The 19,943-nt window shown below is 48.7% G+C and carries 21 protein-coding genes and 1 tRNA gene; 11 read left to right on the forward strand and 11 right to left on the reverse strand.

Annotated features, from left to right (window positions below; genetic code table 11):
- Positions 1 to 402: 402 nt before the first annotated feature.
- Positions 403 to 474, reverse strand: a tRNA-Glu gene (locus DXT99_RS23720).
- A gap of 178 nt (positions 475 to 652) precedes the next feature.
- Between DXT99_RS23720 and gap the strand changes: the two genes are divergently transcribed.
- The 4 genes from gap to DXT99_RS23740 all read left to right on the forward strand — a co-directional run bounded on the left by gap (position 653) and on the right by DXT99_RS23740 (position 4,145).
- Positions 653 to 1,645 carry a type I glyceraldehyde-3-phosphate dehydrogenase gene (gap, locus tag DXT99_RS23725; RefSeq protein WP_115568085.1) on the forward strand — a complete coding sequence of 331 codons (993 nt, stop codon included), beginning with the start codon at positions 653 to 655 and terminating at the stop codon, positions 1,643 to 1,645.
- A 185-nt stretch (positions 1,646 to 1,830) separates the two neighbouring features.
- Entirely contained in the window at positions 1,831 to 2,682 is an 852-nt protein-coding gene (locus tag DXT99_RS23730; RefSeq protein ID WP_115568086.1) for a universal stress protein, read from the forward strand.
- Between the two features lie 222 nt (positions 2,683 to 2,904).
- Positions 2,905 to 3,801 carry a diacylglycerol/lipid kinase family protein gene (locus DXT99_RS23735; protein WP_115568087.1) on the forward strand — a complete coding sequence of 299 codons (897 nt, stop codon included), beginning with the start codon at positions 2,905 to 2,907 and terminating at the stop codon, positions 3,799 to 3,801.
- A complete protein-coding gene (locus tag DXT99_RS23740; protein WP_115568088.1) occupies positions 3,798 to 4,145 on the forward strand; it encodes a translation initiation factor in 348 nt (115 codons plus the stop codon). Before DXT99_RS23735 ends, DXT99_RS23740 begins: the two co-directional genes overlap by 4 nt.
- Before the next feature lie 70 nt (positions 4,146 to 4,215).
- On the opposite strand, the gene kdsB is transcribed toward DXT99_RS23740, so the two are convergent.
- The 3 genes from kdsB to DXT99_RS23755 form a co-directional block, all read right to left on the reverse strand.
- Complete coding sequence (kdsB, locus tag DXT99_RS23745) at positions 4,216 to 4,950, reverse strand: 3-deoxy-manno-octulosonate cytidylyltransferase (protein ID WP_115568089.1); 735 nt, start codon at positions 4,948 to 4,950, stop codon at positions 4,216 to 4,218.
- 120 nt (positions 4,951 to 5,070) lie between these two features.
- Positions 5,071 to 5,418 carry a hypothetical protein gene (locus DXT99_RS23750; protein ID WP_115568090.1) on the reverse strand — a complete coding sequence of 116 codons (348 nt, stop codon included), beginning with the start codon at positions 5,416 to 5,418 and terminating at the stop codon, positions 5,071 to 5,073.
- A 32-nt stretch (positions 5,419 to 5,450) separates the two neighbouring features.
- A complete protein-coding gene (locus tag DXT99_RS23755; protein ID WP_115568091.1) occupies positions 5,451 to 6,806 on the reverse strand; it encodes an NfeD family protein in 1,356 nt (451 codons plus the stop codon).
- Between the two features lie 95 nt (positions 6,807 to 6,901).
- Between DXT99_RS23755 and DXT99_RS23760 the strand changes: the two genes are divergently transcribed.
- Positions 6,902 to 7,678 (forward strand): DUF4905 domain-containing protein, encoded by a 777-nt coding sequence (locus DXT99_RS23760; RefSeq protein WP_115568092.1) that lies wholly within the window; start codon positions 6,902 to 6,904, stop codon positions 7,676 to 7,678.
- 14 nt (positions 7,679 to 7,692) lie between these two features.
- A complete protein-coding gene (locus DXT99_RS23765; RefSeq protein ID WP_115568093.1) occupies positions 7,693 to 8,664 on the forward strand; it encodes a DPBB and LysM peptidoglycan-binding domain-containing protein in 972 nt (323 codons plus the stop codon).
- 221 nt (positions 8,665 to 8,885) lie between these two features.
- Here DXT99_RS23765 and DXT99_RS23770 read toward each other — a convergent pair whose 3' ends face one another.
- From DXT99_RS23770 to DXT99_RS23800, 7 genes are all read right to left on the reverse strand, one after another.
- Positions 8,886 to 9,392: a DUF4168 domain-containing protein gene (locus DXT99_RS23770; protein ID WP_115568094.1), complete on the reverse strand. Its 507-nt coding sequence runs from the start codon at positions 9,390 to 9,392 to the stop codon at positions 8,886 to 8,888.
- Positions 9,393 to 9,804: 412 nt separating this feature from the next.
- Positions 9,805 to 10,809, reverse strand: a complete 1,005-nt coding sequence (locus tag DXT99_RS23775) for a beta-ketoacyl-ACP synthase III (RefSeq protein ID WP_115568095.1) — start codon at positions 10,807 to 10,809, stop codon at positions 9,805 to 9,807.
- A gap of 142 nt (positions 10,810 to 10,951) precedes the next feature.
- Positions 10,952 to 11,893 carry a phosphate acyltransferase PlsX gene (plsX, locus tag DXT99_RS23780; RefSeq protein ID WP_115568096.1) on the reverse strand — a complete coding sequence of 314 codons (942 nt, stop codon included), beginning with the start codon at positions 11,891 to 11,893 and terminating at the stop codon, positions 10,952 to 10,954.
- 50 nt (positions 11,894 to 11,943) lie between these two features.
- On the reverse strand, positions 11,944 to 12,141 hold the full coding sequence (gene rpmF, locus DXT99_RS23785) for a 50S ribosomal protein L32 (protein WP_115568097.1): 198 nt from the start codon (positions 12,139 to 12,141) through the stop codon (positions 11,944 to 11,946).
- Between the two features lie 50 nt (positions 12,142 to 12,191).
- Positions 12,192 to 12,737: a YceD family protein gene (locus DXT99_RS23790; RefSeq protein ID WP_115568098.1), complete on the reverse strand. Its 546-nt coding sequence runs from the start codon at positions 12,735 to 12,737 to the stop codon at positions 12,192 to 12,194.
- Positions 12,738 to 12,804: 67 nt separating this feature from the next.
- On the reverse strand, positions 12,805 to 13,827 hold the full coding sequence (gene pdxA / locus DXT99_RS23795) for a 4-hydroxythreonine-4-phosphate dehydrogenase PdxA (protein ID WP_115568099.1): 1,023 nt from the start codon (positions 13,825 to 13,827) through the stop codon (positions 12,805 to 12,807).
- Positions 13,828 to 13,834: 7 nt separating this feature from the next.
- On the reverse strand, positions 13,835 to 15,262 hold the full coding sequence (locus tag DXT99_RS23800; protein ID WP_115568100.1) for a leucyl aminopeptidase family protein: 1,428 nt from the start codon (positions 15,260 to 15,262) through the stop codon (positions 13,835 to 13,837).
- A 156-nt stretch (positions 15,263 to 15,418) separates the two neighbouring features.
- On the opposite strand from DXT99_RS23800, the gene rsmA reads away from it, so the two are divergent.
- From rsmA to DXT99_RS23825, 5 genes are all read left to right on the forward strand, one after another.
- Positions 15,419 to 16,198 carry a 16S rRNA (adenine(1518)-N(6)/adenine(1519)-N(6))-dimethyltransferase RsmA gene (gene rsmA / locus DXT99_RS23805; protein ID WP_115568101.1) on the forward strand — a complete coding sequence of 260 codons (780 nt, stop codon included), beginning with the start codon at positions 15,419 to 15,421 and terminating at the stop codon, positions 16,196 to 16,198.
- Between the two features lie 4 nt (positions 16,199 to 16,202).
- Positions 16,203 to 17,558, forward strand: a complete 1,356-nt coding sequence (mgtE, locus tag DXT99_RS23810) for a magnesium transporter (RefSeq protein ID WP_115568102.1) — start codon at positions 16,203 to 16,205, stop codon at positions 17,556 to 17,558.
- A 163-nt stretch (positions 17,559 to 17,721) separates the two neighbouring features.
- The gene (locus tag DXT99_RS23815; RefSeq protein WP_115568103.1) at positions 17,722 to 18,663 is read left to right on the forward strand and encodes an NAD(P)-dependent oxidoreductase; all 942 of its coding nucleotides are present in this window, start codon (positions 17,722 to 17,724) and stop codon (positions 18,661 to 18,663) included.
- 371 nt (positions 18,664 to 19,034) lie between these two features.
- Positions 19,035 to 19,508, forward strand: coding sequence for a transcription elongation factor GreA (gene greA, locus DXT99_RS23820; protein WP_115568104.1), 474 nt, complete (start codon positions 19,035 to 19,037; stop codon positions 19,506 to 19,508).
- 3 nt (positions 19,509 to 19,511) lie between these two features.
- Positions 19,512 to 19,910 carry an HIT family protein gene (locus DXT99_RS23825; RefSeq protein ID WP_115568105.1) on the forward strand — a complete coding sequence of 133 codons (399 nt, stop codon included), beginning with the start codon at positions 19,512 to 19,514 and terminating at the stop codon, positions 19,908 to 19,910.
- The last annotated feature ends 33 nt before the right edge of the window (positions 19,911 to 19,943 follow it).

Raw genomic sequence — 19,943 nt, forward strand, 5'->3', positions numbered from 1 at the left:
CTCATGAGTAAGTTACTCGGCTACGGCCCTATCTTTTCCCAAAAAACGTTGGAATGTTTAGATTGTTGAACCTGCAGCGGTACCTGCCCCTGCAGCCTGTAATGCGTCTTATTTTGCCGTCTCACAAATCAAACTAATGATTTGTTTTAGAGATGAGTAAGTGAGACGTTGTAGATATCATGAAAAGGGTGTTCATTGGCTAACTGATGAATTCACCTAAAGGCAAACAGTAGGGAAGGGCACAAAAGGAATAAGGTTAACAACCCAAGCTTTACCTCCTCCAAAAAAGTAATTATTTGTCTAATCGAGAGGTGGAAAATTTACAGGTGGCGGTTTTAGTGTCCGAATAGTGTCCGAAGCAAATGAAAAAAGGCCTCCAGCGTGAACTGGAGGCCTTTAGTGTAGCCCGTAGGGGAATCGAACCCCTGTTACTAGAATGAAAATCTAGCGTCCTAACCCCTAGACGAACGGGCCTTGTTGCTGTATTGCGGTGCAAAGATACGGGTATTTTCTTACTTGCAAAGCATCTGTTTTTATTTTTTTATTTTAAAACGTAAGCACCTTTAAATCAGTATAAAAAATAAATATTGGTTTTACAATATGGTATATTGTAACTTCGCATCATAAATAAAACTTAAAAGAACTAGTTATCATGTCTAAAATTAAAGTTGCAATTAACGGTTTTGGCCGTATCGGCAGACTTACATTTAGGGCGCTGCTTCAAAAGGAAAATGTAGAGGTGGTTGCCATCAACGACCTTACGAACACGAAGACGCTGGCGCACCTGCTGAAATATGATTCTGTACACGGTAGATTCGATGGAACCGTGGAGTCCTCTGAAACAGGTATTATAGTAAATGGCACAGAAATTCAGGTACTTGCTGAGCGTGAGCCTAAGAACCTGCCCTGGGGCAAGTTTGGTGTTGACGTTGTACTGGAGTCTACCGGCCGTTTCACGGATGATAAAAGCGCTAGTGCCCACCTGGAGGCTGGTGCCCGCAAAGTAGTAATTTCAGCTCCTGCGTCAGGAAACGTAAGAACGATTGTACTTGGTGTAAATGACGACGCGCTGACAGATGAGGACACCCTCATCTCTAACGCCTCTTGTACTACCAACTGCCTTGCGCCAATGGCGAAAGTGCTGGACGATACCTTCGGTATAGAGAAAGGCTATATCACTACGGTGCATGCCTACACTGCTGACCAGAACCTGCAGGATGCACCGCACAAAGATCTGCGCAGAGCACGTGCTGCTGCCCTTTCTATCGTGCCTACCTCTACAGGTGCTGCCAAGGCTGTAGGTCTTGTGTTGCCTCACCTGAAAGGAAAGCTGGATGGTGTAGCCATGCGCGTTCCAATTCCGGATGGCTCACTGACTGACTTAACCTGTGTGCTGAAAAGAGCTGCTACGAAAGAAGAAATCAACGCTGCTATGAAAAAAGCGGCTGAAGGTTCCATGAAAGGTATTCTAGAGTATACAGAGGATCCGATTGTTTCTGTGGATATCGTGGGTAACACCCACTCTTGTATATTCGATGCAGAGATGACCTCGGCTAACGAAACACTTGTAAAAGTAGTGGGATGGTACGATAACGAGGCCGGATACTCTAACCGCGCCGCTGACCTGATCATGCGTATCGGATAAAACACGATTCACATCCAGACACAAAGCCCACCCCGCAAAAGGTGGGCTTTTGTTTTGTTCCGCTGCTAACACAGCTGCTAAACTACTTCGAGGCGCAGGAGTATAAAGTGATAAATGTCATCTGTTATATTAAGAAATAGCTATACTTTTAGTCAGAAACTAAATCACCAAAAGCACTATCTGTTATGAAAAGAATTTTAGTACCCACCGATTTTTCAGAAGAGGCACACCATGCGTACGAAGTGGCCGTATCTATTGCCCGTAAAGCAGGGGCAGGTATCAAGCTGCTACACGTGGTGGAGGGAGTCACTTCTTATTCGCCGAGCTTCAGTGCCACAGGCGATGTCATCACTCCGAATAATATGCAACATGTGTATGTGTTGCAGCTGATGGAGGCCATGAAGGCGCAGATGAACCAGTTTATTGAATCAGTAGATCATGAAGGGGTAGGTATTGTGCAGGAAGTGGATGCAGACAGACCTATCAGTAAAATCAGGAGAACGATTAAGGAAGATGATGTGGATTTGGTGGTGATGGGTTCAAAAGGTTCCAGCGGATTTGAGGAGTTCCTGATAGGGTCTAACACGGAGAAAGTGGTGCGCACAGCAGATTGCCCTGTGTTAACGGTAAAACACCGGCATCCGAACTTTGATGTGCAAGAAATTGTGCTGGCCTCTGACTTTAAGCGGGAGGTGCGCCACGCCATGGAACGGTTCAAGGATTTTCAGGCGCTGTTCGGAGCCCGGCTGCACCTGGTGTACATAAACACACCTGGCGCTTTTGAGTCAAGTGGCAACCTCTATACAAAGCTGGACGACACGGCTAAAAAGTACGGCCTTCAGAACTACAGCGTGAATGTGTACAACGATGTAATAGAAGAAGATGGTATCCTGCACTTTGCGACCGACATACGTGCTGACCTCATCATGATGGCCACGCACGGCAGGACAGGCCTGGCGCACCTGCTTAGCGGTAGCATCGCCGAGGATCTGGTCAATCATACTACTATCCCGGTGCTTACTTTTCCTTTAAAGTAGGCAACAGGGCAGCGCTAGCAAGTTCTCACCGAAAGTCCCAAACCCGCTAAAGCAAAAAGTCTCCCTTAAGCACAAAGAGGGGAGACTTTTTGCTTTAGCAAGGCAAGAACAGTTTTGCTGAAGCAAATATTCGGAATTCATAATTCATCATTGCACGCAGTGCCGCCCTTTTTTATTCTTCTCCGGAAGAGGTATTTTTGTAGCAGCCCCAAAGCCGACAGCATGAGCAAAATTCCGGATATACGTTTTATCATTAACCCTACTTCTGGTACAAAAAGTAAGGTGGATGTGGCCGCGCGCATTAAGCTGCACCTCAACCACCAGAAATACAGCCACGAGATTGTTTATACTGCTTATGCGGGCCATGCCCCTGACCTTGCCAGGGAGGCAGCAGAACAGGGCTGCAGCATTGTTGTAGCGGTGGGCGGAGACGGCACCGTGAACGAAGTGGCACGGGGACTGCTGAATACCGATACAGCCATGGCCATTCTTCCGAAAGGGTCAGGAAACGGATTGGCACGCCACCTGCTGGTGCCGATGGACCTGGAAGGTGCCTTGCGTGTGCTGAATGAGGGCCATATCAGCTCTATTGACAGTGGCAGTATAAATGGCCACCCATTTGTAACCACAGCGGGCATTGGCTTCGACGCCTACATCAGCTCTGTTTTTGCCGGTAATAAGAAGCGGGGCTTACAGAGTTATGTGGAGCTGGTGCTGAAGGAGGTGCGCACGTATAAGCACCTGCCTGTGAAAGCAAGCATCAACGGAAGTGTGCTGGACACGGATTGTTATGTGATGGCTTTTGCCAATGCAGCGCAATATGGTAACAACGCGTACATAGCCCCGGAAGCTGATATACAGGATGGCCTGCTGGACGTGTGCCTTGTGCGCAGGCTGGATCTGATAAAGGCCCTGAACCTGAGCTACAGCATGCTCACAAACCAGCTGGCACACTCTGACAGTGCCGAATATTTTAAAACAAAACACGTACAGGTAGAAACAGAGGAGCCGATGATGTACCATGCGGATGGGGAATATATGGGCAAAACCGCTACATTCGATGTGCACATACAGCCCTTGTCGCTAAAAGTTGTAACGCCACAAATTAGCCAACGATGAAGGATAAAAATAAGAAAGGCCGCCAGGGAATAGTTTACTCTACTAACTCGGATTTTAACTACGACTACGAACAGGAGAATACAGCAGAAACGCTGCCTCCGCAGCAGCAGAACCTGAAGGTCATGCTGGATAAGAAGTTGCGGGGCGGCAAGCAGGTCACGTTGGTGGCCGGCTTTGTAGGAACTGATGAGGACCTGAAGGACCTGGGCAAAATGCTGAAAAGCAAATGCGGCGTAGGCGGCTCTGCCAAAGACGGTGAGATCCTTATCCAGGGCGACTTCCGCGATAAAGCTGTTCAGGTACTACAAGACGCAGGCTACAAAGTAAAAAAAGCAGGAGGCTGAATTAAGAATTATGAATTAATGTAACTCACTAATCTTCAATTCATAATTCTTAATTCAGCATTCATAATTCCTAAAAGTGCTGTTGCACTTTTAGGAGGTCTTCGGGAGTATCAATGCCGATGGTTTCAAAGGCGGTGAGGGCGGTGGTGATCCGGAAACCATGTTCCAGCCAGCGCAGTTGCTCCAGCGATTCAGCAAGTTCCAGGGCGGAAGGCGGTAGCTGCGTGATCTGCTCTAAGATATCAGCGCGGTAGCCATAGATGCCAATGTGCTTGTAGTACGTATGCTGTTGATGCCAGATGTCGTGGGGCACATTGCGGCAGTAGGGGATAGGCTGGCGGCTGAAGTATAGCGCTTCCCTGGCCTGGTTGATGACAACCTTGGGCGCGTTCACATTATGAAGTTCCTCCGGGGAGTCTATTTTTTTTACAAGCGTTGCCAGCTGTGTTTGTGGTTTTTGAAAACAGGAAGCGACAAGGTCTATCTGTTCCGGCTGGATAAAGGGTTCGTCTCCTTGTATGTTGATGATGTACTCGTAAGGGGCATCATGCAGTTGGTACGCTTCAAAGCAGCGGTCGGTGCCGCTCTGGTGATGGGCGGCCGTCATCACTGCCTTTCCGCCAAACCCTTCTACATGCTCCAATATACGTTGGTCATCTGTTGCCACCAGCACTTCTGCTAACCCAGATTTCTGTGCCTGCTCATACACCCGCTGTATCATAGTCTTGCCTTTGATGTCAGTCAGTGGTTTACCCGGAAAACGGGTACTGGCATAGCGTGCCGGAATGATGCCTAATACGTCCATTCTAGTTTCTTTTGTTGATTTCCTACTGCCTCAGCAGCTCTTCAAAGTTAAGGAAACACTTCGTTTTATAAGGATTTCTTATTGAGAAAAAGCCAGGTGAGGGGACATAAAAAGTGTAACTCAAATCTGCCGTATCGACACAACTCTGATGGCATCCATCACCCTGGGTTGAGGCAACATGCCGCACTGGCGGTCGATTTGTTCCTGCAGCCTTACATACTCAAGCTGTACCTGCGTGCTGTCGCTGCTTTTGAAATCGTCATCTATGGCCTCTTCATTGGCAGGCAAATATTTATCGCCGTCTATCACCACCTCAAAGCCACAGCCATCCGCAGCTATTTCACCTGTCCAGAGAAGCGTGGCTTGGGTTGTTTCGGTTTCCAGCCCGGGTTGGGGCTGCTGACATCCTGAAAGTAGCAGGGTGATAGCGGCAACAACACCAGCATAAGAGTTTAATCTGAATTTCATGTAGTAGGTCTTGAGTGGGGGGTGAGGGTAAACTAGCTGACTTTCTTTACCCGAAGCGAGAAGGTACTATGGTCGATCACTTGTACCGCTTCCCCTTTTTCAATGAAACCATCCCGGGCCTGGGCGTCATACAGGGTATCGTCTATCATTACACGCCCTGTGGGAGTCATGTGGGTATGGGCGAAGCCTGTTTTGCCCACCAAATGCACCGCAGAATTAGAAGAACGGTAGCCTTCGTTGCTGTGAAAGCTGTTTTTGAGCACCACCCGGTCCATGGCGGTGCTGCTGACAAGCCTGTTCCAGCTAAGCGCGATGAGCACGCCAGCGCCTATCATACCCAGCACCACAGAAATGAGGCTCTTCATCAGGTCTTCGGAGGGAACAAACGTGAAGTCGAAGTTATAGTTGTTCAGCATCATCAGCACCAGCGAACTTACGGTCAGCAGAATGCCACTGATGCCTGCCACGCCAAACCCTGGTATAACAAATACCTCCAGCATGATCAGGATAAGGCCTACCACGAACAACAGAATTTCCCAGTTTTCAGCTAAGCCGGTTAAGTAGTAGGGTACAAGGTAGAAGGTTCCCGCTATGATAGCGGCTATAAGAGGAAAGCCGATGCCGGGCGTCTGTAGCTCAAAATACAATCCGCCCACAATAACCAACAGCAGGATACCACTGACGAATGGGTTCAGGAAAAAAGAGATAATGGCATCAGCAGTACCGGGTTCATAATAGGTGACTTCTGCATCCTGCAGGTTCAACAGCGCCAGCACGCCTTCCACATCATTGGCCACACCATCGCAGAAACCAAACTTCACAGCCTCTGTTGTACTTAATGTGAGCACCTGCCCTGCAGAGAGGGTGCTGTCTACGCTGGCATCCACCATGGCTTCTGCCAGGCGTGGGTTGCGCCCATTGGCATCGGCTGTAGCGCGCATAATAGAACGCATATAGCTTTGGTATTTGCCCGGAGCAGCCTCTCCGTCGGCGCCTACCACGGTGGCAGCCCCAATGCTTGACCCTGGCGACATGTAAATACTGTCGCAGGCAATAGAAATCAGGGCACCCGCTGAAGCGGCATTGTTATCGATGAAAACATATACAGGTTTGGGATAATGTAGGATGCGTTCTCTGATTTCATCGGCATCCTGCAGTGCGCCGCCAAAAGTGTCCAGCACCAGCAGCACATGGTCAGCGCCTGCTTCTGTTGCTTCATTAAAAGCCACTTCGGTGTAGCGGTTGGTGCGCGGGTCTATCTCCGCCTTCACTTCCATCACAAAAACCTTCGGTTTGGTGGTTTGAGCAAAAGTAAATAGTGGAAGCAGCAAAAGGCAGAGTAGCAGATACATGCTTGTAAAATGCTTTTGCTTTGGATAGGTTTTCATAAATTAGGGCTGTTGATGTCTGATACTGGATATAAGATACTAAAAATTAACGGCATATTCTTCCACTACAGTTTAAATACGATTTTGACGCCGCAGTGTGGCGCATCCGCCTCGATACTGCTGCAAATAGGCTGGCACTGGAGGTGCGGGATGCCGACCTGTTGCTGGCCTCCTTCTATACCTTAGATGTTTCCGCTTATACCTTAATGCCGCTGCCTTTGCCTCAGGCCCAGAGCTGGTGGCAGGGGCTGGAGGACGCGCAGGGAGGCTTTCTGTTCCTGCATGGCTACGGCGACCGTAAACTGGGCCAGCACAAGGGTATCAGGGCTATTGCGGCGGCATCCGGTAAAGTAGCATGGGAGGTGCCGGAACTGGCTTTCTATGGATTTGTGCCGGACGGGGTATTCGCTTATCCTGCGGCTACGCCGGAGGCACCTTTCGATGTGCTTCAGCTGGACACCGGGCAACCAGTCAGAACAGGAGTTCCCCAGCAGCAGGCGGCAGATGAGGTGGTGCACTTCGGCCATACCCGCTTCCGGAATGCTGTTTTCCCGGTGCTTTACCTGGCAGGGGAGGCCTATTTCGATGAGGTGAAAAATTTTCTGTCGACCCAACTCCATACAGCGGTTGTGTCAGGGTTGGAATATGCGGAAACGGATACGGCGCTGGTGGTAAGCTACTATGAACGCGCAGTTGATAACACGCTGAAGAATTATGTTGCCGTGTTTGATTTAGATGGAAGCTTATTACTAAAAGAGCAGCTCGCTGACGGATTAAGTGGAATTGGTTCAGATACTTTTTTTATCTTTATGCACGATTTATACTTCATCCGGAATAAAACCAGTTTAGAAGTATATCGACTTTTAGCATAGTAATTTTTTTAGCCATGGTACGATCCTTTTTCATCACCCTCTTAGTAGCACCCGTGCTTTCTTTTTCTGCCAATGCCCTCGATGTGTCGGCTGTTCGCGACTCTATAGGAGTGGAGCGTAAAAATGGAAAGCTCTTTGTGCAGCACAAAGTAGAGCCGAAAGAAACCCTGTATGCCCTTTCCAGAAAGTACAGTGTGCCGGTTTCGCAGATAGTAGAGTCAAACCCAACGGTGGAGACGGCTATCCGGATCGGTGAAGTCGTTTTAATTCCACGTAAATCTTTCCCTTCTAATGCTGTGGCTTCGGCTGCCAAAGCGACGGCGGCTGCCCCTTCAGCGAGCAGCCGTACCTATACCGTAAGTGAGGCTGGTAATAAGCTACACACGGTAGAGCCGCGACAGACACTTTACTCTATTTCTAAAATGCATGGGGTGGCTGTGGAAGATATCAGGCGCTGGAACAATCTCCCTGATAACAGTATCAGCATTGGAGCAAAGTTGATTGTAGCGAAAGGCACTGCGCAGCCAACAAAGCAGCCGGTTTATATGCCTGAATCAGATGATGAGATGACGTCGGAACCAGCTGAGTCTGCCGCTGCTACACCTGCCACAACTGCAGCCGTAACAACAGCTTCTACAACACCTGAGCCTGCCCCAGTGACAACTACAGCCGTTGCAGAGGAGGAGGAAGAAGCTGAAGAGAGTGCCTCCGGAGTAAAGAAGATAATGGAAAGCGGTATGGCTGAGATGATTGACCCAAAGGCCGACACGAATAAGTACCTTGCCCTGCACAAGACGGCCCCTGTAGGCACGATTATGCAGGTGAAGAATGCTATGAACGGGCAGGTGGTGTATGTGCGCGTAATAGGAAAACTGCCAGACACAGGAGCCAATGACAAAGTGATTGTACGCATCTCTAAGAAGGCATACCAGAAGCTTGGCGCAATTGACTCAAAGTTCAGGGTGGATGTTTCTTACATGCCGTAGGCTCAGGTTTAAGAACAGGCAGATTGCAAAGAAAAGGGGCGGCACATTTATGTGTACCGCCCCTTTTCTTTGCAATTACAGGTAACTGCAGGTGCAAATTTAAAATGCTGCTGCCTTTGACGCAAAAGCAAAAGACCACCAAAACATTCGTTTTGGTGGTCTTTGTATATCAAAAGTGCTTGTCCAATGTCTTTTACTTACTCTGGGGCAAATAAAACATTTTACTGCATCTGTTCTGCTAACTCATTTACTTTAGCCTGAACAGCCGGATTCTGCTGGTATGCAAGCATGATTCGCTCAAACTTGTCTACTGTCAATCCTTCTTCTTCGATAGCTTGTTGCACTTCTTCCTGTACTTTAGGCTGCATTTCAACAATTTGCTGCGCCGCAGTATTAAAAGCAGCCATTTCTTCCGGCGTTGCCTCTATCTCTTCCAGTTTTTGTTGCTGATGAGCCTGAATCATTTCATTGAACTTATCAATACTCAAGTTTTCTTTCTCGATAACAGCCATCATTTCTTCCTGACTTTTCTGCTGAACTGTCATGGCCTTTGCACTCGCCTGAACAAAAGTTTTCAGTTCCTCGTCAGAGAAATCCTCTATTTGCTGTTGCTGATTTTGGGGTTGAGGAGTTGCTGTTCCCTGAGCGGATGCCGCAGATCCAAAACACATAGATGCCATTACAAATGCAGTTGCAATAGTCCCTTTCACTTTCTTCGTCAATTCCATAAGATTTAAGGATTGGGTTAAAAATAAATTTTAGCAGGAGATAAACATTACTCCCTACTCATTAAAATAGGTTAAAAACAAAATTTACGAAGCTTGAGTAAGTTTTGTTTATTTAACATGTCAGGCTCTAAGTGCCCAACTATGGTGCCAAAGTCTAATTATTGATGCATTTCTTCCTTTAAATCAGAACTGATATAAGGTTTTACTTATATGATAGGAATATCATAGGTTTTCAGACATGTAAAAAATATATTTAATTTTTCTTCCCGATACATGTGTCACCCTCTGTCATTTATTGGCAGGAAGTATGACAGCAAATTACTGAACCTATGAAGCTGTATTAGGAAGAACAACAATAAAAAAGGCGACTTCCTCTGAAGCCGCCTTTTTTAAATTTTTCACGAAGCTGTTTTTAATCCTGCTTTGTATCGTAGGCCCATTTTAGGAAGATGGAACCCCAGGTAAAGCCGCCACCGAAGGCTGCTAATATAATATTATCACCTTTCTTCATCTGGCTCTCATACTCCCACAGGCAAAGCGGAATAGTGCCGCTGGTGGTGTTGCCGTATTTATGGATGTTTAGCATCACTTTATCGTTGCTTAACCCCATACGGTTTGCAGTTGCCTCTATAATGCGCTTGTTAGCCTGGTGCGGTACCAGCCAGGCTACATCGTCGCCTGTCAGGTTATTGCGCTCCATCACTTCTGCAGCTACATCTGCCATGCCTTTTACAGCAAATTTAAATACCTGCTGTCCCTCCTGATAAGCGTAGTGCTCACGTGCCTCTAGTGTCTCCTTTGTGGCTGGTCTGCGGCTGCCGCCTGCCTTCATGTGCAGGTATGGGGCGCCTGTGCCATCTGACTTCAGCACCTGGTCCTGCACACCAAGGCCTTCTGTGTTCGGCTCCAGCATAACGCAGCCTCCTCCGTCACCGAAGATGATGCACGTTGATCTGTCGGTATAGTCCACGATGGAAGACATTTTATCAGCCCCCACAATGACTACCTTTTTATACTGGCCGGATTCCACAAACTTGGAACCTGTGGCAAGGGCAAAAAGAAAGCCCGAGCAAGCTGCCTGCAGATCGTAGCCAAAGGCATTTACTGCGCCCACTTCTGCGGTAATGATGTTGGCTGTTGCCGGGAACACCATATCCGGGGTAGTGGTGGCGCAGATGAGCATGTCAACTTCCTCTGGCCTGGTATTCGTTTTCCTGAGCAACTCTTTTACTGCTGGCACGGCGATTTTAGAGGTACCCATATTCTCACCTTTCAGAATCCGTCTTTCTTTGATGCCGGTGCGGGAGGTAATCCATTCATCGTTCGTCTCAACCAATGTCTCCAGCTCTTTGTTTGTGAGCACGTATTCAGGTACATAGCCACTCACGCCTGTTATGGCAGCAGTAATTTTACTCATTATTTTATTTTCCTTTGGTGATGATGATTTCGGGAGGCAATTTAACTAAAAAAAATTGGCATAAACTGTCAGTCTCTCAAAAAGAACTACTGAAACAGATTATGCCAGCTTTATGATGTTAATCACGCGTTGCGGAGTGATTCTAACTGCTAAAGTTTTTCTTAAAACGCTCTGAGAGTTTTGATGCAGCCATCTTCTGAGCCTGCAGCACCATGTTGCACACAGCCCTTGGGCTTGATACGCCGTGGCCTATCACCGCATTGCCGTTGATGCCCAGAATTGGACTGCCGCCCGCCGCTTCGTAGTTAAACTTCTCGAAGAAAGGGTCGGTCATGCCTTTTTCGTGCAGAATTTCGTAAAGCGACTCTGCCATTTTCAGGATGATGTTGCCTGTATAGCCGTCGCACACAATTACATCCGCCTTATCATTAAAAAGGTCACGCCCTTCAATGTTACCGATAAAGTTGATGTCTTTGTTCACCTTCAGGCGCTGGTGCGCAGCCTGCGTGTTTACGGTGCCTTTGCCTTCCTCTTCGCCCAGGTTCATAAGACCAACCTTGGGGTTCTGGATATCCAGCACGTATTTGGCGTAGATAGAGCCAAGCTCCCCAAACTGCTCCAGCACTTCCGGCTTACAGTCCGCGTTGGCTCCTACATCCAGCATCACGCCAAAGCCACCGCTCAGTTTAGGCACAAAGCTCGCAATAGATGGCCTCAACACACCCTCAGTCGCTTTAACGCTGAACATAGCCCCCACCAGCATAGCTCCGGTATTACCGGCACTGCAGAAAGCATCAGCCTTCTGGGCCTTTAACAGGCCATACCCTATAGCTATACTGGACTCAGGCTTCTGTGTAAGTGCTTTGGTCGGGTGTTCACCCATTTCAATTACCTGGGGAGCATGCATCACAGAGATGTTGCTGCCTGTGTAACCGTTTTCTTTGAGCAGTGAATGAATGATGTCTTCCTTCCCAATGAGTAGGATAACTTCATCATTCTTAAGCTCATGGGCAGCCATTACTGCACCCTTCACAATAGCCTCAGGTGCAAAATCGCCGCCCATGGCGTCTAAAGCGATTCTCATTTACGGGGGTGTTTTGGATTATACAGAACTAAAACTGAAGCAGTTTAAACTTACTGCGCGTTCGCTGTATAATTTTTGATTGCCAGTTTGCCTTTGTGGTACAGGTCGCCTTCTACCACGTATGCGTGGTGGTACAGGTGAGGAGTATCAGTAGTTGGGCAAAGAGCAATGGCTTTCTCAGAGAGCTTGTAATGAGTTCTTCTCTTATCTCTTCTGGTCTTCGAAATCTTACGTTTAGGATGTGCCATTTTTTCTTAATATTAATTTACTTGTGTTTATTTTATACTTCTGAAAATTACTAATTCAAGTTCCGGAGGGCGTCCCAACGCGGATCTACATCCTCGTCGTCGTCATCGTCCTCATCATCGCTTTCTGCCGCGTTGCGGGAGGAGTAAATCAGGATATCCTGATCATCGTCGTCCTCATCCGTTTCCTCCACAAAGCGGGGGTGCAGCTTCTTCATCGGCACGGCCAGCCCAATGTAATCATACAGGTGCTGTGCTATGTTGATGGCCTGCGTGTTAGGTGTTATCTGCCACAAATCATCATCAAGTTCGACGTTTTCATCGCCGTATTTGATGCGGAACTTGCTCTGCACATCAATCGGATAATCAAATTCATCCAGACTTCTGTCGCAGGTAAGGCGCACATGTCCTTTAATATCCATATGGAAAGTCAGCATAGACTCTGTCTTATCCAACTCTACATGGGCTATTAAGTTGCCGCCAAGAATGATGTCTTTCCCGAAAAGATCGAAAAAGGAATCATCCAGCTCAAACTCATACAAGTGTTGCTTGTTGCTGAGTTTGGCGATGCCGATTTCATAGTCTCTTAGCTTCTTCACACTCGACTGTTTATTGCAAGACGCAAAATTAGAACATTATTCTGACAAATAAAATATTCTGTCCCATTTATACTGTTGGCATTGCTGCCTCCTGGCGCTTCCTAACGATGTCGTAGGCCAGAAACAGTGCTTCACGGAATGAGGTTTCACTGGCCTTATGCTTTGCCGCAATATCATAAGCAGTACCATGATCCGGAGAGGTGCGCACAATAGGAAGGCCTGCTGTATAATTCACCCCGCTCTCAAAGGCCAGTGTCTTAAACGGAATAAGCCCCTGGTCGTGGTACATGGACAGCACGGCATCTACCTGCTGGTACTGGCGCATCCCAAAGAAGCCATCGGCAGGATAGGGGCCGAACACCAGGTGCCCGCGATCCTTCATGTGCAGCACCGCCGGGCGTATGATTTCTACTTCCTCACGCCCCAACAAGCCCTGCTCACCCGCATGTGGGTTGAGTCCCAGCAAGGCTATACGCGGCTTCTGAATACCAAAGTCCTTCTGCAGTGAATCAAGCAGGATGGTCATCTTACGGATAAGCAGCTCTTCCGTTAACTTCGAGGACACTTCCTTTACAGGTATATGGCCGGTAACAGTAGCCACCCGCAGGCCTTCGCTTACAAGCAGCATCAGGCTCTCCGGAGCATCGAAGTATGAAGTCAGGAACTCAGTATGCCCCGGGAAGCGGAAGTCTTCTGACTGTATGTTGTCTTTATTAATAGGAGCAGTTACAAGTCCGTCCAGCAACCCGGCTTTCAGGTCCTTGCAGGCTGCCAGCAGCGAGTCTAGAGAGGCCTTACCAGATGCTGGTGTCGGGTTGCCGGAGTTTACCTCCAGTTCATCTTCCCAGCAGGAAATAACGTTTACCTTGCGTGGCACCAGCGCCTGCGCCGAGTCCACTACCTGAAACTGGAAGTGCTCCTCCCGCAGGGCTTGCTTTACCTGTTTCAACAGGTCAGCAGAAGCGTAAATAACCGGGGTGCAAAAATTGAGTATGCGCTGATCAGCAAGTGTTTTTACAACCACCTCCGGCCCGATGCCGTTGGTGTCGCCGATGCTGATGCCGAGTTTTACTTTAAATTTATTATCCATCTTAAGATTACAGTGCGCTAAGGAAATTGTAAACAAGCCGGACACCTGATCCGGTGGCCAGTTTGCCGCGGTAGGAGTCTTCGCTGTGCAGGTAGGCAGTGCCGGCAATATCGAAATGCACCCACGGATAGCTGGTAAATGCCTCCAGGAACTTGCCAGCCGTGATGTGGCCTGCGTCCGCACCGCCCAGGTTCTTCAGGTCTGCAATATCAGATTCCAGTTGCTTTTTATACTCGTCCCACAGCGGGAACTCTACCGTGCGCTCGTGTACGTTGTCACCTGCTTTCTTCAGAGCGGCCATTACCTCGTCGCCTGCCGTGCCCATTACTACTAATCCTTCTTTGCCTACGGCACGCATGGCAGAACCTGTGAGGGTAGCAAAGTCAATCACCAGCTCCGGGTCATATTTCTTGGCGAAGCTCAGCGCATCGGCCAGAATCAGGCGGCCTTCTGCGTCTGTATTCAGCACTTCCACCGTCATGCCGTTGTGCATCGTGATCACATCGCCCGGTGCCACGGCGTTGCCGCCAGGGCGGTTGTCGGTGGCCGGTATCAGGCAAACCAGGTGGATAGGCAGCTTGTTTTTGGCCACAGCGTAAAGGATGCCTGTTACGGCGGCAGCGCCGGCCATGTCAGACTTCATGTAATCCATGGAGTTAGGCGTTGGCTTCAGGCTTAAGCCGCCCGTATCATATACCACGCCTTTGCCTACCAGCACGTAAGGCTTTGTGTTTTTCGCGTTCTCCGGCTTGTATTCCAGTATATTAAAAGTAGCAGGCTCCTCGCTTCCCTGGTTCACGGCGATTAGCCCACCCATCTTCAGCGACTGTATCTTAATAAGGTCCAGCACCTGCGTTTCAAATCCTGCCTCCTGACCTAAAGCCTCCAGCTGTTCGCTTAACTGGGTGGCCGTCTGGTGGCTGTGTGGCTCATTTACCAGGTCGCGCACCTTATACACTGCCTCCAGCACGTTTGCCAGTTCCTGCACCGCCTGCTCATTTAGTTTTTCGTCTGCCACCGTGATGGTTTGCAGGGAGCTGGGCTTGGCATCTTTTGTTTTGTGCTTCTGAAACTGGTAATTGCTCAGGTACAGGCCCTCTGCCAGGTACAGACTGGCTTCAGATGCTGTTTTATCAAGCAGCGTGATCTGCTTTGCTTTATCGGTCTTCAGTTGCTTTAGCAAACTGTGGCCTGCCTGGCGAAGTGCTTCTTTTTTAGCGGCTTCTGTTTTACCCTCAGGTGCCACTACTACATAAACGCGGTGCGAGTAACGGTTCAGCGAAATTAGTTTTGCTTCCTGCTGCACCTGCTCCTGTACGTACTGCTGCTCTTCCGGCTGCAGCTCGGACAAAGTTGCTACCTGGTCGGCTGCTGCAATTAGAGCCAGATCGGTATTATTACTTAAGCTTGTGTCGTATTTAAGTTGTGTTGGCATCTGTCGTTTGTATCTTTGAGGCTGCAATATAGTAAGTATAATACGTAATGCGAAAAGCTGCTGCCGTTGTGGCAATAGTAGCTGACGCACAAAAAAGTATAACGCGTTTTAGCTGAAAAGTATATTTTTGAGCTGAAACTCCTAAAAAAGCACCACGTGAGCAAAGTAAGTCCGAAGAAGCACCTGGGCCAGCATTTCCTGGTAGACCAGAACATTGCAACAAAGATTGTGGAGCAGCTCACACTGCACCACGGTGTGAAAGATGTGCTGGAAATAGGGCCGGGCATGGGCGTGCTCACGCAGTATCTCCTGCAGCACCCGGAGTACCGCACCACGGTGCTGGACATCGACCGCGAGTCTATTGCCTACCTGCAGGTGCATTTTCCTGTTTTGGGAGACCGCATTATCTCTGCTGACTTTCTGAAAACGGACCTGAGCAGCCTGTTCCCGGGCAAGTTCGCCATCATTGGGAATTTCCCTTATAACATCTCGAGCCAGATTTTTTTTAAAGTGCTGGAGCACCATAATGTAGTGCCGGAGGTGGTTTGCATGCTTCAGAAGGAGGTGGCGGAGCGGCTGGCCTCGCCTCCGGGGTCTAAGGCTTACGGTATCTTAAGTGTGCTGCTGCAGGCCTATTATACGATTGACTACAAATTCACCGTGAGCGAGCACGTGTTCCATCCACCGCCAAAAGTGAAATCGGCTGTTATCAGCCTGGTGCGAAATAAGGTGGAAAAACTGGATTGCAACGAGCAGCTGTTTAAGCAGGTGGTGAAGCTGGGCTTCGGAACGCGCCGCAAAACGTTGCGCAACTCACTTCGTAGTTTCAACCTGCCGGCAGAAGTTACCACACAGCCTGTTTTTGACAAGCGGGCGGAGCAACTGTCGGTGCAGGATTTTGTGGCGCTAACCCAACTAATAGAGGAGAATATTTAAGAGCATGCAGCAGGTAGAGATAACACGGGAGTACATTGAGGAAGTGGAGGAAGCCATCGAACGGAAGGACAGTGCATTTGTCCTGAGTACAATGGCCGAGATGCACCCGGCCGATATCACGACGGTGCTCTATGAACTGGATACGAACGAGTCGAAGTACGTGATGGACCTGCTGCCTCCGGAAGTGGGAGCGGAAATCCTCAGTGATCTCGATTATGACATCCGGACGGACTTCCTGGGCTACTTTACCAGCGAAGAGATTGCCCGCTATATCAACCTGATGGATTCCGACGATGCCGTGGATATCCTGAACGAGCAGTCGGTACAGACGCGCGAGGAGGTGATTGCCCTGCTAGACAATGAGGAGAAGGCCGAGCACATCCTGGACCTGCTGCACTACGAAGAAGACTGCGCCGGTGGTTTGATGGGAAAGGAGCTTATTAAGGTAAACCTGAACTGGCGCGTGCGGCATTGTATAGAGGAGATTCGCCGGCAGGCTGAAAACGTGGAGCGCATCTATACGGTGTATGTCACAGACAAACGGGACATTCTGGTGGGGCGCGTAAGCGTGAAGAAACTGCTGCTCTCCCGCGACGACACGCCTGTGAAAGACATCTATAACCCCGATGTGATTTCAATAGAGTCGTTTCGTGATGAAAACGAAGTGGTAAACGTGATGCAACGTTATGACCTGGAGGCCATCCCCGTAGTGAATATACAGGGCCGGCTATTAGGCCGTATCACCATTGACGACGTGGTAGACGTGATGCAGGAGCAGGCAGAACTGAGCCGGCAGCTGATGACGGGTATTACGGAGAATGTGGAGGAGGACGACAGTGTATTCCGTATTTCCCGCTCGCGTTTGCCGTGGCTGGTAATAGGAATGGTGGGCGGTTTGTTGGCAGCGCAGTTCATGGGTGTGTTTGAGGCTGATATTGCCATGCTGCCTGCCCTGGCCCTTTTTGTGCCGCTTATTACGGCAACGGGCGGTAACGTGGGCATACAGTCTTCGTCCATCATCATACAGACCCTTTCGTCTAATGTGGTGATATTTGAAAATTTTGCGCAGCGTATTCTAAAGCTAGTGCTGGTGGCGCTACTGAATGCCTTAATCATTTCTGCACTGGTTTTTGCCTTTTCGTACCTGTTCCGGCACGAGCTGAAGCTATCCATTGTCGTGTCTGTGGCATTGTTCTCTGTTGTGATACTGGCCTCATTGATGGGCACCATTACGCCTATGATCCTGGATAAATTCGGCATCAACCCCGCTGTGGCGGCAGGTCCCTTTATCACCACCGCCAACGACCTGTTGGGGCTGGCTATTTACTTTGGGATAGCACATCTGCTGTATGAAATGTAGAATGCTCTTTATTCTGGTGTAAAGTTTAACCTGGGCGCAGAGAACTGAAATCTGTTCAAGCGGCCATAACCTTGAACTGCTGATTGTCACATGAGGCAAATTGATTATTAATATCTTCCCAACTACAACATAAATTACCCAAAACTACAAATCCCTGTACTGTATGGCGTCACCTTCTACGCATATCCTGATTATCGACGAGATGCACCCCAGTATCTTTCCGCTGCTGGAAGGCATCGGAGCCGAGGCTGATTACAGGCCGGACATAAAGGCTGCTGACGTGCGGGAGGCTCTTGCCACCTTTGACGGGTTAATCGTGCGGAGCAAGATGCGCATTACAGCGGATACTTTGGAATTGGCTAATCAGCTGAAGTTTGTTGCAAGGGCAGGGGCGGGCGTCGACAATATTGATGCGCAGGCGCTGCAGGAGCGGGGTATTGCGCTGCTTGGGGCGAACGAGGGAAACCGGCAGGCGGTAGGAGAGTTCACCCTTGGGCTACTACTGTCGCTGCTGCGCAATATCACCCGCAGCGACAAGCAGGTGCGGGAGAAAGTGTGGCTGCGGGAAGAAAACCGGGGGGAGGAGCTTAGCGGTAAAACGGTAGGCATTATCGGGTATGGCAACATGGGGCAGAGCTTCGCCAAGGTGTTGAGCGGTTTTGGCTGCCGTATACTGGCCTATGATCGCTTTGCGCCCGAAAAAGTTTGTGCACCTGCAGTTTATGCCTCCTTAGAGGAAATACAAGCTGAAGCTGATGTCGTGAGCCTGCACATTCCTTACATACCGGAGAACCTCAGTTTAGCGAATGATGCGTTCTTCCGTGGCTTCCGCAAGCCTGTCTGGTTTCTGAATACCTCCCGTGGCGATGTAGTGGATCAGGAGGCACTGGTGCAGCACCTTACATCCGGGAAAGTAAAAGGGGCTGCCCTCGATGTGCTGGAAAACGAAAAGCTGCTAAACCTCACCCCAGCCCAGCAGGAAAACTTCAATTACCTTGTGTCTGCCGAAAACGTTATACTCACACCGCACATTGCGGGCTGGACGCATGAATCTTATATAAAAATTAACGAGGTGCTGGTTGAAAAAATCCGGCAGGTATTGTAGAGCAGGTGTTGTAGTTTTGTTAAATGGCTAAATTGTTAGATGGTTGTAAGTTTTTCACTCTTCTTTAAAGAAGGTTTAACAATCTAACAAAACAGCCATTTTACAACTAAATTAACAATCAACAATTAAAAGTCCTCTTGCTACTTGTGTTCCTAATTTTGTATATTTGCTAAACAGGAAGCCCCTGGGAGTTGCCCATGGCTTTATTGTCGGATAAATTGAAAGCGTATGCCATACGTTGGCGGCTGCATATAACGCATATGCCTGCTGCCTCGCTGATGAATTAAATAAACTATATATTTGGCAAAAAGAACGGTTATGCAGGCCATAACCGTTCTTTTTGCTTTTGTGTTTTAAACGTAAGAACGAATATGAGCAAGATTTCCTATTACACAGCAGAAGGTTTGCAGAAACTGAAAGACGAACTAGCTGAGCTCAAAACAAAAGGCCGTGCCTCGGTGGCACGCCAGTTAGCTGAAGCGCGCGACAAGGGTGACTTGAGCGAGAACGCTGAATACGATGCAGCGAAAGATGCACAAGGCCACCTGGAACTGAAGATTTCCAAGATGGAGGAAATTGTGGGGAACGCCCGCCTTATCGATGAGTCGAACCTTGACATGAGCAAGGCGCTGATCCTGTCGAAGGTAAAACTCAAAAACCTGAAGAACAATATGGTAGTAGACTATACTTTGGTGGCGGAGGAAGAGGCTAACCTGGCAGCAGGCAAAATTTCTGTTAAGTCACCGATTGGCAAAGGCCTGTTAGGTAAGTCAGTGGGTGATGTAGCCGAGATTACAGTGCCAGCAGGTAAAATTGAGTTTGAGATTTTAGAAATAAGCCGGTAAACCATGGAGACTTCGATATTTACAAAGATTGTGAACGGCGAGATTCCTGCTTACAAAATAGCAGAAGATGATCGCTACCTCGCCTTTTTAGATGTGTTCCCGACCACAAAAGGCCACACGCTGGTAATACCGAAGCAACAGATTGACTACCTCTTTGACCTGGACGACGAACTGTACCTGGGCCTGATGGCCTTTGCTAAAAAAGTAGCAGCTGCTGTTGAAGAAGCAGTTCCCTGCAAACGGATAGGCGTGGCGGTGGTAGGCCTGGAAGTGCCGCACGCGCATGTGCACCTGATTCCGATGAATAGTATGCAGGACATGAACTTTGCCAATAAGCAGAAGTTCAGCAAAGAGGAGTTTGAGGAGACAGCGGAGAAAATAAAAGCTGCCTATAAAGGGTAATAAATGACTAAAGTAGAAGGTCAAAAGGTATTT

It is taken from the genome of Pontibacter diazotrophicus, assembly GCF_003367245.1.
GTDB lineage: Bacteria > Bacteroidota > Bacteroidia > Cytophagales > Hymenobacteraceae > Pontibacter > Pontibacter diazotrophicus.